Genomic DNA, 17,296 nt, shown 5'->3' with positions numbered 1-17,296 from the left:
ATGGTGCGCGGCCCATGCAAGCGGATGGAATCTTGAGTGGACCATCCCGTGCGGAGGTGCATAACGCGTGACGGATAGCCACCGTCCGGGAAGCACAACTGTTTCCCAGGATCGCGTCGAAACGAGGGGTTGCCCATGGTCCGAATCCTGTCGGCGCTGCTCGCACTCGGCGCGAGTGCTCTGCTGGCAGTCCCGGCGTCGGCGCAGGACGGGAGTTTCTCCATCGGCGCGCCGTTTTCGGACGGCATGGTCCTTCAGCGAGGACAGGCGATACCGGTCTGGGGCACGGGCCGGCCCGGAACCGAGGTCACGGCCAGGCTGGGCGACGACACGGGCACGGCCACGGTCCGCCCGGACGGTACCTGGCGACTGGAGCTTCCTTCCCGCGAGGCAGCGGACGGCCTGACGCTCTCGGTGTCGAAAGCGGGCGGCCAATTCGAGGTTGCCGATATCGCGATCGGCGAGGTCCTGCTGTGTTCGGGCCAGTCGAACATGGCATGGAAGATGTCAGCCTCGGCGCTGCGTCCGGAAGATCGCCGGATGCCAGTCGACCAGCGGATCCGCTTGCTCACCGTGCCCGAGGCCAGTGCGCAGGTCGAACGAGCCCGCTTCGGCAAGGACGCGAAGTGGAAGAAGGCTTCGGACGGCTGGGCCGACTTTTCGGCCGTCTGCCTGTTTACGGGACGTGAGATCGCCAGGAGCGAGCGGGTTCCGGTGGGCCTGATCGCTTCGGCGTGGGGCGGCACGCCGATCAGGGCGTGGCTGCCCTATGAAGGGATCGCGAGGGCCGGCGGGATGGACGAGCAGCTTGCCGTGCTCGATGCATTTCGCCGCGATCCGGAAGCGGCGCAGGCCAGGTATGGCGCGACCCTGAACGACCTGTGGGAATCGCGCCCCAACCCGGCCCGGACCCGCAAGGGGAAGGAGGGGTATGCCAACCTCTTCAACGGCATGATCGCCCCGCTCGGCCCGACACGGGTGGCGGGCGTGATCTGGTACCAGGGCGAAAACGAAGCGAACAACGCCGAAACCACCGTGAGTTATCGCGGCCTGCTCGAAGCCCTGATCGCCGGCTGGCGTGGCCGGCTGGGGGCGAAGGTCCCGTTCGTGGTCGTTCAGCTTGCGGGCTTCGGCAAGCTTGCCGGTAAAGCCGACAACGACGACTGGGCCGCTGTCAGGGAAGCCCAGAGGCAGGTCGCGCGCGACGATCCGGCCACCGAGCTGGTCGTGACCACCGACGTAAGCGAACGGCTCGACATCCATCCGACGATGAAAAGGCCCGTGGGACAGCGCGCTGGCGCAGCATTGCTCAAGCTGGCCTATGGCAAGCCGGAGGCATATCGACCTCCCGAGGCCGTGTCCGCGCTCCGCGTCGGCGACGGGGTCGAGATTTCCATATCTTCGGCGAAGGGGCCTCTCCTTGCAGCCTCATGGGGACGTCCGGGGCCGTTCATGCTGTGCGAGGATGCCGCGGGCACCAGTTGCAGCTTCGCCGATGCACGTTTCTCGTCGGAGGGCATCGTGGTTGCGGTCCCCGACGGATCGCGCCCCGTGCTCGTGCGCTATTGCTGGGACGCGGCACCGATCTGCAACGTGTTCGACCAGGCCGAAATGCCGCTCGGGCCGTTCGAACTGACGATCGACGCCCCGCGCCAGACGAACTGAGCGGGCGAAGATCAGCTCGCGAAAACGACCGTGCGGCTGCCGTTGAGGAACACGCGGCCTTCGAGGTGCATCCTGACCGCCCGGGCGAGGACGCGCCGTTCGACGTCGCGACCCTTGGCCACGAGGTCTTCGGGAGTGTCGCGGTGGCTGATCGCCTCGACGTCCTGCGCGATGATGGGGCCTTCATCGAGGTCGGCGGTGACATAGTGGCTCGTCGCGCCGATCATCTTCACGCCCCGCTCGTAGGCCTGGTGATAGGGCTTGGCGCCCTTGAACCCGGGCAGGAAGCTGTGGTGGATGTTGATGCACCGGCCCGACAGGAACCGTGCCATGTCGTCCGACAGGATCTGCATGTAGCGGGCGAGGACCACGAGGTCGGCCCCGGTCTCCTCGATGATCGCGCGGACCTGCGCTTCCTGCTCCGGCTTGGTGCCCGGCGTGACCGGCAAGTGATGGAACGGGATGCCGGGGGTGATCAGCGGATGGTCGGGATCGGCAGGATGGTTCGAGATCACGGCGACGATGTCCATGTCGATCTCGCCGATGCGCTTGCGGTAGAGCAGGTCGACCAGGCAGTGATCGAACTTCGAAACGAGGATGATGACCTTGGGCGGCGCGGACCGGTCGCGCAGGTCCCAGTCCATGCCGTATTCCGCCGCGATCGGGGCGAATCCTTCGCGCAACTCGCTCGCAGAGCCATCGGCAGGATCGAACACGACGCGCATGAAGAAGCGGTTGCCGAGCCGATCCTCGAACTGCTGGGCGTCGAGGATGTTGCAGCCCGCGGCCGCGAGGTAGCTCGACACGCGCGCGACGATGCCGGAGCGATCCGGGCACGACAGGCGCAGGACCAGTTCGTCAGGCAAGTCGGGCGACCTCGGCCAGCACGCGCTCGGCCCATTCGGGGCGGCAGATCAGCAGGTCGGGCATGTAGGTGTCGGCCCGGTTGTAGATCAGCGGAGAACCGTCGACGCGCGAACAATGCAGGCCGTGGGCCCGCGCCACGGCGACAGGGGCGCAGCTGTCCCATTCGTACTGGCCGCCGGTGTGAAGGTAGATTTCAGCCTCGCCGCGGACGATCGCCATCGCCTTGGCCCCGGCGCTCCCCATCGGGAGCAGTTCGCCGCCAAGCGCCTCGCACACCGCCACGGCTTCCTTCGCCGGCCGGGTCCGGCTGACGACCATGCGTGGGCGAGGGTCGGCGGGCGGCAGTTCGCCCGGCTCGTCGCTGCGGAGCACGAGGCCGAGACCGGGCAGGGCGACCGCGCCGATTTCGGCCCGGCCATCGATCGCCAGCGCGACGTGCACGGCCCAGTCCGTACGGCCTTCGCCGTATTCACGGGTGCCGTCGACCGGGTCGACGATCCACACGCGCTTCCTGGAAAGCCGCGCCGGGTTGTCCTTTTCCTCTTCGGACAGCAGCCCGTCATCCGGGCGGAGGTCGCGCAGGGCAGCTACGAGCACCGCGTTCGCCTCGGCATCGCCTGCGCGGCCCAGGTCCTTGCCGTGATGTTTCCCGCTGTCGCGCACTTCGAGCAGGATGCGTCCGGCGTCGGCGGCGAGGTGTGCGGCGAGCTGGGCATCGTTCATCGCGGCGGCCTCATCGCAGCGGAAGCAGCTTGCGGATGATCGCTTCGGCCGCTTCGTCCGGGCTGGTCTCGACCGTGTTCACCACGATGTCGGGGTTCTCGGGCGGCTCGTAGGGGCTGTCGATGCCGGTAAAGTTCTTGAGCTTGCCTTCGCGCGCCTTCCTGTAGAGCCCCTTGACGTCGCGCGCTTCGGCGACTTCGAGCGGGGTGTCGACGAAGATCTCGACGAACTCGCCCTCGGGCAGCATGTCGCGGACCATCTGGCGCTCCGCGCGGAACGGGCTGATGAAGGCGGTGAGCACGATGAGGCCGGCGTCGGCCATCAGTTTCGCCACCTCGCCGATCCGACGGATGTTCTCGATCCGGTCGGCCTCGGTGAAGCCCAGGTCCTTGTTGAGCCCGTGGCGCACGTTGTCCCCGTCGAGCAGGAAGGTGTGGCGGTTCATGAGGTTGAGCCGCTTCTCGACCGCGTCGGCGATGGTCGACTTGCCCGAACCCGAAAGCCCGGTGAACCACAGCACCAGCGGTTTCTGGTTTTTGAGCGCGGCGTGGTCCTCGCGGCCGACGCTCGTCGCCTGCCAGTGCACGTTCTGCGCGCGGCGCAGGCTGAAATGGAGCATGCCCGCGCCGACCGTGCGGTTGCTGACCTTGTCGATCAGGATAAACCCGCCGAGCGCGCGATTCTGCTCGTAGGGCTCGAACACGATGGGCCGGTCGGTGGTCACCTCGGCGACGCCGATCGCGTTCAAATCGAGCGTACTGGCGGCGAGATGGGCCCCCGCGCCGGACGGGTCGTTGACGTTGATCTCGTATTTCGGCTCGGCGATGGTGGCGGTGACCGTCTGGGTCGCCAGTTTCAGCCAGTAACCGCGCCCGGGAAGCAGTGCTTCGTCGTCGAGCCAGACGATGGTGGCTTCGAACTGGTCGGATACCTCGGGCGGCGCATCGGCTGCTGCGATCACGCTGCCGCGCGAACAGTCGACCTCGTCCTCGAGCGTCAGCGTGACCGATTGCCCCGCCTGCGCGCTTTCGAGGTCCCCGCCGAATGCGACGATCGACTTGACCGTGCTGGTCTTGCCCGAAGGCAGCACGCGGATCGCGTCGCCCGGCTTGACCGAGCCGCTCGCGATCAGACCGGCAAATCCGCGAAAGTCGAGGTTGGGGCGGTTGACCCACTGCACGGGCATGCGCAGCGGACTCTCCGCATGGCGCGCACTGTCGACCTCGACGGTTTCAAGGTGCTCGACCAGCGTCGGACCGGTGTACCAGGGTGTGTTCGTCGATAGCGCGGTGATATTGTCGCCTTTGAAGCCGGAGATCGGCATCGCGGTGAAGCTCTCGATACCGATGCTCTTGGCGAAATGGCTATATTCGGTGACGATCCTGTCGAATTCATCACGCGAATAGGCGACGAGATCCATCTTGTTGACGGCCAGGACGATGTTCCGGATGCCCAGCAGGTGACACAGGTAGCTGTGCCGCCGGGTCTGGACGAGCACGCCCTTGCGCGCGTCGATCAGGATCAACGCGAGGTCGGCGGTGGAGGCTCCGGTGACCATGTTGCGCGTGTACTGCTCGTGTCCCGGGCAATCGGCGACGATGAACTTGCGTTTTTCGGTGGCGAAGAACCGATATGCGACATCGATGGTGATGCCCTGCTCGCGCTCTGCCGCCAGGCCGTCGACAAGCAGAGCGAAATCAATGTCTTGTCCCTGCGTGCCGACCCGCTTGCTGTCGTTTTCCAGTGCGGCGAGCTGGTCCTCGAAGATCATCTTGCTGTCGTAGAGCAGGCGCCCGATCAGCGTGGACTTGCCGTCGTCGACGCTGCCGCACGTGATAAACCGCAGCATCGTCTTGTGCTGGTGGGCGTCGAGATAGGCGTCGATGTCCTCCGCGACGATCGCTTCGGTCCGGTAGGCGGGGCCGCTCATCAGAAGTAGCCCTCCTGCTTCTTCTTCTCCATCGACGCGTCACCGCCATCCTTGTCGATGACCCGGCCCTGCCGCTCGCTGGTGGTGGTGAGCAACATCTCCTGCACGACTTCGGACAGGGTCCTGGCCTCGCTTTCGACCGCTCCGGTCAGCGGGAAGCACCCGAGCGTGCGGAAGCGGATTGACCGTTCGGTGATTTCCGGGCGGCGGCCGAGAACGCGTTCGAGCCGTTCGATGTCGTCGGCCATGAACAGCCCGCCTTCGTGTTCGTAGGTCGGTCGGCGGGCGGAGAAATAGAGCGGTACGATCTCGATGCCCTCGGCCATGATGTACTGCCAGATGTCGAGCTCGGTCCAGTTCGACAGCGGGAAGACGCGGATGCTCTCACCCTTCCGCTTCTTCGCGTTGTAGAGGTTCCACAGTTCGGGGCGCTGGTTCTTCGGGTCCCATGCGTGGCTGGCGGTACGGAAGCTGAAGATGCGCTCCTTCGCGCGGCTCTTTTCCTCGTCGCGCCGGGCGCCGCCGAAAGCCGCATCGAAGCCATGGTGGTCGAGCGCCTGCTTGAGGCCTTGCGTCTTCCACATGTCGGTATGGAGCGGGCCGTGATCGAAGGGATTGATCCCCTGCGCCTCGGCCTCGGGATTGCGATGGACCAGCAGCTCCATGCCCGCCTCACGCGCGGCCTTTTCGCGCAGGGCGTACATGTCCTTGAACTTCCAGGTCGTGTCGACGTGAAGCAGGGGAAAGGGCGGCGGCGCGGGGAAAAACGCTTTTCTAGCAAGGTGCAGCATGACGGCGCTGTCCTTGCCGATCGAGTAGAGCATGACCGGGCGCTCCGCCTCGGCCACCACCTCGCGCATGATGTGGATGCTCTCGGCCTCGAGGCGCTGGAGGTGGGTAAGCGGGGACGACATGGAGAAAGCGGTCACTCGTAAAGCGGTTGCCGGCCCGATGGCATAGCCCGTCCGAGGTTTCGATGGCAAAAGGCCTTTGCGACCCTAAAGTTTGCCGCCGGGGTCAGGTCTCAGGCGCTGGAGACCGGGCCGAAAGGGTCGCGGCTCGCGCGGCAACAGTCGGTTCTTGAAGCACTGCGCCGATCGGTTCGTGTAGCCGCCGCCGCCAGTTGGGATGCTCGGTGACCGTGCCTGGAAGATTGGGCTGTTCCTCGTCACCGATCAGATCTTCGAGCGGCACGATCGCCAGCGGAGAGGGCGATGATGCTATGTGCGCGATCACGGCATCGACCGCGTCCGACGGTTGCTCGGGTGCCGGTCTGGCGCCTGTGCGGCCGACGGTCGACCACAGGAGCCCCCTGTCCCAGTCGCGGATCGCGTTCGCCTGGTCGTTGTCGATCCCCGGTGGCAGGCGACCGCAGCGCTCGGCCCAGTCAAGGTCGCGCCCGCTCCACCAGCCTGCGACGGTGGGCGTATCGTGCGTACCGCTCATCGCGACGCTGTCGGGGGAATAGTCGTGCGCGCCGATGAATCCATGGTCTGCGGCACGCTGGAACCACAGCACGTCCATGCCCATCAGGCCGCGGTCGGCGATGTACTCGGCAAATCCGAAGGGCGCGGTGCCGAGGTTCTCCGCGATGACCACCGACTGCGCCCGGTAGGCTTCGAGCGTCAGCAACCTGACGAGATCGTGCCGCGGATAGGACAGGTACGCTCCATCGGTCGCGCCCCCACCGGACGGGATGACCCACAACCGCTCGAGGCCGAACGCATGGTCGACGCGGAGCCCGCCGCCCGCCGCAAAGCCGGCGCGGAGCATGGAGATGAACGGCGCATACCCGGTGCGCTTCAAGCCTTGGGGAGAGAACTGGCTGAGGTGCCAGTTCTGACCTTGCGGTCCGAGCGGGTCGGGCGGCGCACCGACACTGAGCCCCGCCAACATCGCCGGTCCGAGGCTCCAGCAATCGCTACCCCCGGGGTGCACACCGACCGCAAGGTCCGCGATGAGCCCGACGGCCATGCCGTTTTCGACCGTGGCGGCTTGGCAGGCCGCTAGTCCTGCGCGCGCAAGCCACTGGACGAACAGGTGAAAGTCCAGCTCTCGAGCATGAGCTGCGGCAAATGCGGCAACCTGCGGCGATCCCGGATCGCGATAAGCGACGGGCCAGTCGTGGAAGCCGCCGGTCCCGTCACTATCGAAATGGCAATAGAGCGCGTCGAACAGCGCATGGCGCCGCAGGGTCGCGTCTTGGGAACCAGGGTCTGACAAAACGCGCGTGACGGCTTCGGGTTCGAGCGTGTCGAACACGTCCCGAAGGTGCCGGAGCCGCTGCGGCAGGGCCGCTTGCCAGTCGATCAGCTGCTCGCCGCGAGCTTGCGGGAAGGGCGGCAGGCCCGCGAGAGACGGGTTCGCCATCGCGCCGTTGAGAAACAGCCGGCTCGACGGCGAATAGGGGCTGAAATTGCGCCCCTCTCCCGGAAAGAGCGCATGGACCGGATTGATCGCCAATGCCGCAGCGCCTTGGGCAGAAAAGTGCGGAACCGCCGCCGCGAGGTCGGCGAAGTCGCCGAAGGGCCCATCGGCCGGTGTCCGCAGGGCGGGGATCTGTACGGCGGCACCCCACATGCCGCGGGACCGGAAACCGGGAGCGCGATGCGGTGCGACGGCCAGACGACACCGCTCGCTGCCGAAGTCGAGGTCGTAGTAACCCGGCTCCCCGGGAGCGACGAGCGATGCGCCCTCCGTCCTGAGTTCGACGATCCGGCCGTCCTCGGCGGTCGCTGCGACGCCTTCCGGCAAGAAAGGCAGTGCCAGGCTCTCCCCGATATCGGCGACGAGCATCGGGGCGAGCCTGTCCGTTTCCCGATTCCGGCTACGCGGATCCTCAAGCGGATCGTGCCCCAAGGCTTCGACGATCGCTTCCAGCGTGGAATCCGGCACAACGTGCGAACGACCGTCGACGTCACGCCACTCGCGGGCGATGCCGCAGTCTGCGGCAAGTTGATGCAACGGCTCGATTGTTTCCTCGTCTCGGCAAGGGATTGGAAAATGGCGATGCTTCTGCATCGACCGGGAAAGCAACGCTGGCAACTGTTTTTGATGCAGTGCAGCATAGCGCAATCGTATGCGAGTCGACATTCGGTCCACACTCGGCCAACCCGGATGAGCCGAATGGTCCATGGGGCGTACGCAAAGGCAACGACTGGCCGCTTCGCGCGGCCTGCAACAACAGGGGCGGCCAACTAGACATGGAACAGCGGATAGTCAGGGTACTGCGGCATCGGGTGGGCAAGAACGAGCGCGCGGCCAAGCCGTACGACTGGTACAACGCCGCGGTCTATGCCCTGCGCGACGATGTCATCGACGCCTGGATCGCCTCGACCACGCGCACGCACGAGGCGAAGGAGAAGCGGGTCTATTACCTCAGCCTCGAGTTTCTCATCGGCCGGCTGCTGCGGGATGCGATGTCGAACCTCGGCATAACCGGCGAGATGGCCGAGGCGCTCGAGAAGCACGGTCTCGACCTTGCGGCGATCGAGGAACTGGAGCCTGACGCCGCTCTCGGCAACGGTGGGCTCGGTCGCCTCGCGGCCTGCTTCATGGAGAGCCTCGCGAGCCTCGACATCCCCGCATACGGCTATGGCATTCGCTACGTGAACGGGATGTTCCGCCAGCGGATCGACGAGGGTTGGCAGGTCGAGCTTCCCGAGACGTGGCTGGCGCACGGCAACCCGTGGGAGTTCGAACGGCCGGAGAGCGCCTATCCGATCGGTTTCGGGGGCGAAGTGGTCACGGAGGGCGAAACCTCCACCTGGCTGCCGAACGAGGTGATCGAGGCCACCGCGGTCGACACTCCGGTGGTCGGCTGGCGCGGCAAGCGCGTTAATACCCTGAGGCTGTGGACCGCCAACGCGCTCGATCCGATCCGGCTCGATGCGTTCAACGCGGGCGACTACTTCGGCGCGATGGAGAACCAACTGCGCGCCGATACCCTGGTGCGCGTACTGTATCCCGCGGACAGCTCGCCCGCCGGGCAGGAGCTTCGTCTGCGGCAGGAGTTCTTTTTCTCCTCGGCCTCGATCCAGGACATCGTGCGCCGCCACGCGCAGTATCATGGCGACGTGCGCACGCTTCCCGACAGGGCGGCGATCCAGCTCAACGACACGCACCCGTCCGTTGCGGTCGCGGAACTCATGCGGCTGCTGATCGACGTCCACGGGCTGACGTTCGCTGAAGCCTGGGACGTAACGAAGCGCACCGTCAGTTACACCAATCACACCCTGCTGCCCGAAGCGCTGGAAAGCTGGCCGCAACCGCTGTTCGAACGGATGCTGCCGCGCCACATGCAGCTGATCTATGCGATCAATGCGGTGGTGCTGAAGGAAGCGCGTGCTGCCGGTCTGTCGCCCGAAGCCATCGCCTCCATTTCGCTGATCGACGAACACGGCGAGCGGCGCGTGCGGATGGCGAACCTCGCCTTTGCCGGTTCGCACAGCGTCAACGGCGTGGCCGCTCTCCACACGGAACTCATGAAGGAGACGGTCTTTTCCGACCTTCATGCGCTGTATCCGGAACGCATCAACAACAAGACCAACGGCGTCACTCCGCGGCGCTGGCTGCAGCAGTGCAATCCGCGGCTGACCGGGCTGATCCGGGAGGCGATTGGCGACGATTTCCTCGACGATGCCGAGAAGCTGGAGGCACTCAATTCACACGCCGACGATGCCGCATTCGGCGAGCGGATCGACGCGGTAAAGCGCGAAAACAAGGTCGACCTTGCGGCGCATATCGACGAACTCATGGGCATCCGTCTCGACCCGGACGCGCTGTTCGACGTGCAGGTCAAGCGCATCCACGAATACAAGCGTCAGCTCCTGAACCTGATCGAGACGGTAGCCCTCTACGATCAGATCCGCAGCCATCCTGAGCGAGACTGGGTGCCGCGGGTCAAGATATTCGGCGGCAAGGCGGCGTCGAGCTACCACAACGCCAAGCTGATCATCAAACTGGCCAACGATATCGCACGGCGCGTCAACACCGATCCGGCGGTGGGCGACCTGCTGAAGGTCGTGTTCGTGCCCAACTACAACGTCAGCCTGGCAGAGCGCATCATCCCGGCAGCCGACCTCAGCGAACAGATCAGCACCGCGGGGATGGAAGCTTCGGGCACCGGCAACATGAAGTTCGCCCTCAACGGGGCGCTGACCATCGGCACGCTCGATGGGGCGAACATCGAAATCCTCGAGCGGGTCGGCGCGGACAATATGTTCATCTTCGGCCTGACGGCCGAGGAAGTCGCGGCCAAGCGCGCCGACGGTTACGATCCGCGCAGCGTTATCGAGGGATCGCGCGAGCTCGCGCAGGCGGTCCATTCGATCGCCAGCGGCGTGTTCAGCCCGGACGACCCGGCGCGATTTGCCGGCCTTATGGATGGGCTGATGACCAGCGACTGGTTCATGCTCGCCGCCGACTTCGATGCCTATGCCGCAGCCCAGCGCGCGGTCGACCGCCGCTGGAGCGATCGCGCAGCATGGCGATCAAGCGCGATCCGGAACATCGCCAACGTCGGCTGGTTCTCTTCGGACCGCACCATCGCCGAATACGCGCGCGACATCTGGAAGGTCATGTGAAGCCGTCGCCCGCCACTCTCGAAGCACTGCTGGCGGGTACCCATTCCGATCCCTTCTCCGTGCTCGGCCCGCACGAAGGTCCCGCCGGCACGTTCGCCCGCGCGATCTTGCCCGGAGCTGAGGAAGCAGAAGCGTTTTCGCTGAAAGGCGGACGGCTCGGCAAGATGACGCGCGTCGACGATCGCGGTCTGTTCGAGGGCAAGCTGCGCGGCAAGCCCAAGCCGGTGAAGTACCGCTGCCGGTCTTCCGGTAGCGAATGGTGGGTGACCGATCCCTACAGCTTCGGGCCGGTGCTGGGCCCGCTCGACGACCTGCTCGTTGCCGAGGGAACCCATTTCCGGCTGTTCGACAAGTTGGGTGCCCACGTCATCGAGCATGAGGGCTGCCGCGGCGTGCATTTCGCGGTCTGGGCACCCAATGCGCGGCTTGTCAGCCTGGTCGGCGACTTCAATGACTGGGACCCTGCGCGCCACCCGATGCGGGCACGGCACAGCGTCGGCATCTGGGAGATTTTCATCCCCGACGTCGGCGAAGGGCAGGCGTATAAGTACCGGATCGTCGGTCCCGATGGCACCGTTCAGCCCCTCAAGGCGGACCCATATGCCTTCGCTTCCGAGCTGCGGCCCAAGACTGCCTCGATTGTCGCGCATTCCGGCAAGGCGGAGTGGGGCGACGCAGACCACCGGGCACACTGGTCGTCCGTCGATCCGCGGCGAGAAGCGATCTCGATCTACGAGGTCCATCCGGGGTCGTGGCAGCGCAACGATCACGGCTGGTTCCTGACCTGGGATGAAATGGCGGATCGGCTGATCCCCTATGTCGTCGAGCTGGGCTTCACCCATATCGAGTTCCTGCCGGTCAGCGAGCACCCGTACGACCCGAGCTGGGGCTACCAGACGACCGGGTTGTACGCCCCGTCCGCGCGGTTCGGTGACGTCGAGGGTTTTGCGCGCTTTGTCGATGGTGCTCACCAGGCGGGAGTGGGCGTGCTGGTCGACTGGGTACCGGCGCATTTTCCGGTGGACGATCACGGTCTTGCCCGGTTCGACGGGACCGCGCTCTACGAGCACGAGGACCCCAAGCTCGGCTTTCACCCCGACTGGAACACTGCGATCTACAACTTCGGGCGGCGCGAAGTGCAGAGTTTCCTCGTCAACAACGCGCTGTTTTGGGCCGAGAAATATCACGTCGACGGCTTGCGGGTCGATGCGGTCGCCTCGATGCTGTACCGCGATTACAGCCGCAAAGACGGCGAATGGATCCCGAACGAGCACGGCGGCCGCGAGAACTGGGAGGCGGTCGATTTCCTTCGCGCGACCAACCGCGCTCTCTACGGCACGCATTCTGGCGTGATGACCATCGCCGAAGAGTCCACCGCCTGGCCCGGCGTCTCCCAGCCTGCGTTCGACGAAGGCCCGCGCACCGCGCTCGGGTTCGGGTTCAAGTGGAACATGGGCTTCATGCACGACACGCTCGAGTACATGAGCCGCGACCCGGTCCACCGGAAGTTCCATCACCGCGAGATCACCTTCGGCCTGCACTATGCCTTCAGCGAAAACTTCGTCCTGCCGCTGAGCCACGACGAGGTCGTCCACGGCAAGGGTAGCCTGCTCACCAAGATGAGCGGGGACGACTGGCAGAAGTTCGCCAACCTGCGCGCCTATTACGCCATGATGTGGGGCCATCCCGGCAAGAAGCTCCTGTTCATGGGGCAGGAGTTCGCCCAGCGCCGGGAATGGAGCGAGGAGCGCGCGCTCGACTGGGATCTCAATGGCACGCCGTCGCACAGCGGGGTCCGCACATTGGTCGGCGATCTCAACCGCCTCTATCGTGCCGAACCCGCCCTCCATGCGCGCGACTGCGAGGCCGAGGGCTTCGAATGGCTGATCGGCGACGACGAGACGAACTCGGTGTTCGCGTGGCTCCGCAAGGCGCCGGGCGCGGCGCCGGTCGCGGTGATCTCGAACATGACGCCCACGATGCATGACCACTACCGCGTGCCGTTGCCGCACGACGGCCGCTGGAGCGAAGTGCTCAACAGCGACGCCGAAAGCTACGGCGGCAACGGCAAGGGCAACATGGGCGGTGTGACCGCAAGCGGAGGCGGGGCACACCTCGTTCTGCCGCCGCTCGCAACGATAATGCTGAGATACGACGGATAAGAATAACGGGAGATCAAGGATGCGAGAGGTAAGGAGCAACCGGCCGCTGGCGCGCGATGCGATGGCCTACGTCCTGGCCGGCGGGCGCGGAAGCCGCCTGATGGAACTGACCGACCGGCGCGCGAAGCCCGCGGTCTATTTTGGCGGCAAAAGCCGGATCATCGATTTTGCGCTTTCGAACGCGATCAACTCAGGCATCCGCCGCATCGGCGTTGCGACACAGTACAAGGCGCACTCCCTGATCCGCCACATGCAGCGCGCGTGGAATTTCATGCGCCCCGAGCGCAACGAGAGCTTCGATATCCTGCCGGCGAGCCAGCGCGTCTCGGAAAGCCAGTGGTACGAAGGTACGGCCGACGCGGTTTACCAGAACATCGACATCATCGAGGCCCATGCGCCCAGGTACATGGTCATTCTGGCGGGCGACCACATCTACAAGATGGACTACGAGCTGATGCTGCAGCAGCACGTCAACTCGGGCGCAGATGTGACCGTCGGTTGTCTTGTTGTCCCGCGCGAAGAAGCGTCCGGGTTCGGTGTGATGCATGTCGACGACAAGGACACCATCACCGCCTTCGTGGAAAAGCCCAAGGACCCCCCGGGCATCCCCGGCAACGAGTCCATGGCGCTGGCCAGCATGGGTATCTACGTCTTCGAGACCAAGTTCCTCTTCGAGCAGCTCCGTCGCGACGCGGAGGATCCCAGTTCGAAGCGGGACTTCGGTGGGGACATCATCCCCTACATCGTCAAGCACGGGAAGGCGGTCGCGCACCGCTTCACCGACAGCTGCATCAGGGCCGCCGAGGAAATCGAGGAGTACTGGCGCGATGTCGGCACGCTCGATGCCTATTTCGACGCGAATCTCGACCTCACCGACACGGTGCCCAAGCTGAACCTGTACGACCGCGAATGGCCCATCTGGACCGATGCTGTCGTCGCGGCGCCTGCCAAGTTCGTTCACGACGAGGAGGGGCGCAGGGGTCATGCCATCGCATCGCTGGTGTCGGGCGATTGCATTGTTTCCGGTGCTGACGTCCGTCGGAGCCTGCTGTTCACGGGCGTCAAGATGGGCAGCTTTTCCAGCGCGAACGAAGCCGTCATCCTGCCCTATTGCAACGTCGGGCGCGGGGCGCGCCTCAATCGCGTCATCGTGGATTCCGGCGTCCGCATTCCAGAGGGCATGGTGATCGGCGAAGACCCCGAACTCGATGCACGCCGGTTCCGGATTACCGAGCGCGGAATCATCCTTGTCACCCGCGACATGATGGCCAAGCTGGTTTGACGCTGAAGGTCCTCTCGGTTGCCTCCGAGGCGGTTCCGCTGGTCAAGACCGGCGGGCTTGCCGATGTCGCGGGCGCTCTTCCCACGGCGCTGGCGGAGCATGGGGTGGAGATGACGACCCTCGTCCCGGGCTATCCGTCCGTAATTGCGCGGCTCGGCAAGGCAAAGGCGGTCCACAAGTGGGCCTCCCTGCTCGGAGAGCCCGCACGGCTGCTCTCGGGCAGGGTCGGCGGCCAGCCTCTGCTCGTGCTGGATGCGCCCGCCTATTTCGACCGGCCCGGTGGCCCCTATGGCGATGCGAAGGGGCAGGATTGGGACGATAACTGGCGCCGCTTTGGCGCCTTCGCACGTGCTGCGGCCGATATCGCTGGCGGCGCGGTGAAGGGCTGTTCGTTCGATCTCGTCCATGCCCATGACTGGCAGGCCGCGATGACGCCTGCCTATCTTCACTTCGCTCCGGCAAAGGGCGGACGGCGCATGCCCAGCGTCATTACGATCCACAACATGGCATTCCAGGGATTTGCCGACGCTGCAATTTTCCCGCGATTGGGCCTGCCGCAAGCGGCCTGGTCGGTCGATGGGGTCGAAAGCTACGGCGGAGTCGGCTTCCTCAAGGCCGGCATGCACCTTGCCGACGCCATCACCACCGTCAGCCCGACGTACGCACAGGAGATCCGCTCCCCGGCTTTCGGGATGGGGCTCGAAGGAATCGTGCTCGCCCGGTCCGACCGGGTTCATGGTATCCTAAACGGGATCGATCCGGCCGAATGGTCGCCGATGACCGATCCGCATCTCGCGGCCACATATGGCCCGGGCCAGCTGGCCCGCCGCAAGGCGAACAAGCGCGCGCTCGAGAAGGAATTCGGTCTCGCCAAGGGCGAGGGCCCGCTATTCATCGTCGTCAGCCGCCTGACCTGGCAAAAGGGCATGGATGTCCTGCTCGATGTATTGCCGCACCTCGTAGGGATCGGCGGGAGACTGGCCTTGCTCGGCTCGGGCGATGCCGAGCTGGAGCGGGGTTTCCGCGCGGCCGCAGCGCTTTATCCGGGCCGTGTCGGGGTACGCATCGGCTATGACGAGGCCCTGTCGCACCGGCTCCAGGGCGGCGGCGACGCCATCCTTGTCCCGAGCCGCTTCGAGCCGTGCGGCCTGACCCAGCTTTATGGCCTCGCCTACGGATGCGTACCGGTCGTCTCGCGGACCGGCGGTCTTGCCGACACGGTGATCGACGCCAACCCGGCCGCGCTCGCAGCTGGCGTTGCCACCGGCATCCAGATGAACGCGGTCGATCAGCCCGCGCTCGCGGCGGCGGTCAGCCGAGCGGTCGATCTTTACGCCCGGCCCGGCGAATGGCGCCGCCTGCAGAAGAACGGGATGAAGGCCGATTTCTCCTGGCGCGCCAGCGGCGCCGCCTATGCCGCCCTCTATCGCAAGTTGACCGGAGACGTCCGATGATCGTCACGCACTCGACCACGCCGTTCGAGGGTCAGAAACCCGGAACTTCGGGTCTGCGCAAGAAAGTGCGTGTCTTCGCGCAGCCGAATTATGCCGAGAACTTCGTGCAAGCGGTGTTCGACGTGGCGGAACGGCCAGACGGCAGCACCCTCGTGATCGGCGGCGACGGGCGGTATCACAACCGCACCGTGATCCAGCAAGCGATCCGCATCGCCGCCGCCAACGGATACGCCCGCGTCCTGGTAGGCAAGGGTGGTATCCTCTCGACCCCGGCGGCGAGCCACGTGATCCGCAAGTACGGCGCGAGCGGCGGGCTCATCCTGTCGGCGAGCCACAACCCCGGCGGTCCGGATGAGGACTTCGGGATCAAGTATAACATCGCCAATGGTGGTCCGGCTCCCGAGGCGGTTACCGAGGCGATCTATGCGCGGACGCAGACGATCGATCGGTGGCTGTCGATCGAAGCACCCGACATCGATCTCGACTCCCTCGGCGAGAGTCGCGTGGGTGAGCTGACCGTCGAGGTGATCGATCCGGTGGCGGACTACGCCGACCTGATGGGCATCCTGTTCGATTTCGACCTGATCCGCGAGAAAGTGGCGGGTGGGCTGACAATGGCATTCGACGCAATGCACGCAGTCACGGGGCCCTATGCGCGCGAGATACTCGAAGGCCGATTGGGTTTCCCCGCCGGCACGGTCCGCAACGGCGAGCCGCTGGAGGATTTCGGCGGGTATCACCCCGATCCCAACCTCGTCCACGCCAAGGCGCTCTACGATACGATGATGGGCGAAGGGGCGCCCGATCTCGGCGCGGCGAGCGACGGGGATGGCGACCGGAACCTCATCATCGGACGCGGGATCTTCGTGACGCCTTCGGATTCCTTGGCGATGCTGGCGGCGAACGCGCACCTCGCCCCGGGATATGCCGGCGGTCTCAAGGGTATAGCCCGCTCGATGCCGACGAGCGCCGCGGCTGACCGGGTAGCCGAAGCGCTCGGCATCCCGGCGTGGGAGACGCCCACCGGATGGAAATTCTTCGGCACCCTGCTCGATGCGGGCAAGGCGACGATTTGCGGCGAGGAAAGCGCCGGCACCGGCAGCGACCACGTGCGCGAGAAGGACGGCCTCTGGGCGGTGCTGCTGTGGCTCAACATCCTTGCCGCGACCGGCAAGAGCGTGCGCCAGATCGCGCAGGAGCACTGGTCGCGGTTCGGCCGCAATTACTATGCGCGCCATGACTACGAGGGGATCGAAACTGCTCCTGCCAAGGCGGTGATGGACCGCGTTGAAGGCAAGCTCGACAATCTTCCGGGAACGGCGATCGGCGACCTCGTCGTCTCCAACGCCGACAGCTTCGGCTACACCGACCCGGTCGATGGATCGGTCAGCCGGAACCAGGGGCTGCGTGTGGTGTTCGAAGGTGGATCGCGTCTCGTGCTGCGCCTTTCAGGCACCGGCACGGAAGGCGCGACGATCCGCCTCTACATCGAACGTTACGAGCCTGCCGACGGGCGGCTCGATGGAGATACCACTGCCATGCTTGCCGACCTGGTTTCCGCGGCCGACGACATTGCGGGGATTGCCGCGATCACCGGCCGCACCGCACCGGACGTCATCACTTGAGCG

Annotated in this window: 11 protein-coding genes; 6 read left to right on the top strand and 5 right to left on the bottom strand. The window is 65.6% G+C overall.

Annotation, left to right across the window (positions count from 1 at the left end; genetic code table 11):
• Positions 1 to 135 precede the first annotated feature (135 nt).
• Complete coding sequence (locus A6F68_RS12430; RefSeq protein ID WP_067680659.1) at positions 136 to 1,665, top strand: sialate O-acetylesterase; 1,530 nt, start codon at positions 136 to 138, stop codon at positions 1,663 to 1,665.
• Between the two features lie 11 nt (positions 1,666 to 1,676).
• Here A6F68_RS12430 and purU read toward each other — a convergent pair whose 3' ends face one another.
• From purU to malQ, 5 genes are all read right to left on the bottom strand, one after another.
• The gene (gene purU, locus A6F68_RS12425; RefSeq protein ID WP_067680656.1) at positions 1,677 to 2,531 is read right to left on the bottom strand and encodes a formyltetrahydrofolate deformylase; all 855 of its coding nucleotides are present in this window, start codon (positions 2,529 to 2,531) and stop codon (positions 1,677 to 1,679) included.
• On the bottom strand, positions 2,524 to 3,255 hold the full coding sequence (locus A6F68_RS12420; protein ID WP_067680653.1) for a 3'(2'),5'-bisphosphate nucleotidase CysQ: 732 nt from the start codon (positions 3,253 to 3,255) through the stop codon (positions 2,524 to 2,526). Before A6F68_RS12420 ends, purU begins: the two co-directional genes overlap by 8 nt.
• 10 nt (positions 3,256 to 3,265) lie before the next feature.
• Positions 3,266 to 5,185 (bottom strand): sulfate adenylyltransferase subunit CysN, encoded by a 1,920-nt coding sequence (cysN, locus tag A6F68_RS12415; protein WP_067680650.1) that lies wholly within the window; start codon positions 5,183 to 5,185, stop codon positions 3,266 to 3,268.
• Positions 5,185 to 6,114, bottom strand: a complete 930-nt coding sequence (gene cysD / locus A6F68_RS12410) for a sulfate adenylyltransferase subunit CysD (RefSeq protein WP_257784444.1) — start codon at positions 6,112 to 6,114, stop codon at positions 5,185 to 5,187. Before cysD ends, cysN begins: the two co-directional genes overlap by 1 nt.
• An 88-nt stretch (positions 6,115 to 6,202) precedes the next feature.
• Entirely contained in the window at positions 6,203 to 8,149 is a 1,947-nt protein-coding gene (malQ, locus tag A6F68_RS12405) for a 4-alpha-glucanotransferase (protein ID WP_232308143.1), read from the bottom strand.
• Positions 8,150 to 8,388: 239 nt separating this feature from the next.
• Between malQ and A6F68_RS12400 the strand changes: the two genes are divergently transcribed.
• Genes A6F68_RS12400 through A6F68_RS12380 form a run of 5 tightly spaced genes read left to right on the top strand, consistent with a single transcriptional unit; the run spans position 8,389 to position 17,293 of the window.
• The gene (locus A6F68_RS12400) at positions 8,389 to 10,770 is read left to right on the top strand and encodes a glycogen/starch/alpha-glucan phosphorylase (protein WP_067680644.1); all 2,382 of its coding nucleotides are present in this window, start codon (positions 8,389 to 8,391) and stop codon (positions 10,768 to 10,770) included.
• On the top strand, positions 10,767 to 12,932 hold the full coding sequence (glgB, locus tag A6F68_RS12395; protein ID WP_067680641.1) for a 1,4-alpha-glucan branching protein GlgB: 2,166 nt from the start codon (positions 10,767 to 10,769) through the stop codon (positions 12,930 to 12,932). The genes A6F68_RS12400 and glgB overlap by 4 nt, the downstream gene beginning before the upstream one ends.
• 19 nt (positions 12,933 to 12,951) lie before the next feature.
• Positions 12,952 to 14,214 (top strand): glucose-1-phosphate adenylyltransferase, encoded by a 1,263-nt coding sequence (gene glgC, locus A6F68_RS12390; protein ID WP_074428317.1) that lies wholly within the window; start codon positions 12,952 to 12,954, stop codon positions 14,212 to 14,214.
• The gene (glgA, locus tag A6F68_RS12385; RefSeq protein ID WP_067680639.1) at positions 14,211 to 15,668 is read left to right on the top strand and encodes a glycogen synthase GlgA; all 1,458 of its coding nucleotides are present in this window, start codon (positions 14,211 to 14,213) and stop codon (positions 15,666 to 15,668) included. The genes glgC and glgA overlap by 4 nt, the downstream gene beginning before the upstream one ends.
• Positions 15,665 to 17,293 carry an alpha-D-glucose phosphate-specific phosphoglucomutase gene (locus A6F68_RS12380; RefSeq protein ID WP_067680625.1) on the top strand — a complete coding sequence of 543 codons (1,629 nt, stop codon included), beginning with the start codon at positions 15,665 to 15,667 and terminating at the stop codon, positions 17,291 to 17,293. Before glgA ends, A6F68_RS12380 begins: the two co-directional genes overlap by 4 nt.
• The last annotated feature ends 3 nt before the right edge of the window (positions 17,294 to 17,296 follow it).

It is taken from the genome of Tsuneonella dongtanensis (genome assembly GCF_001698205.1).
Taxonomy (GTDB): Bacteria; Pseudomonadota; Alphaproteobacteria; order Sphingomonadales; family Sphingomonadaceae; genus Tsuneonella; species Tsuneonella dongtanensis.
Note: the sequence above shows the minus strand (reverse complement) of the source record. Positions and strands in the feature narration are given on the sequence as shown.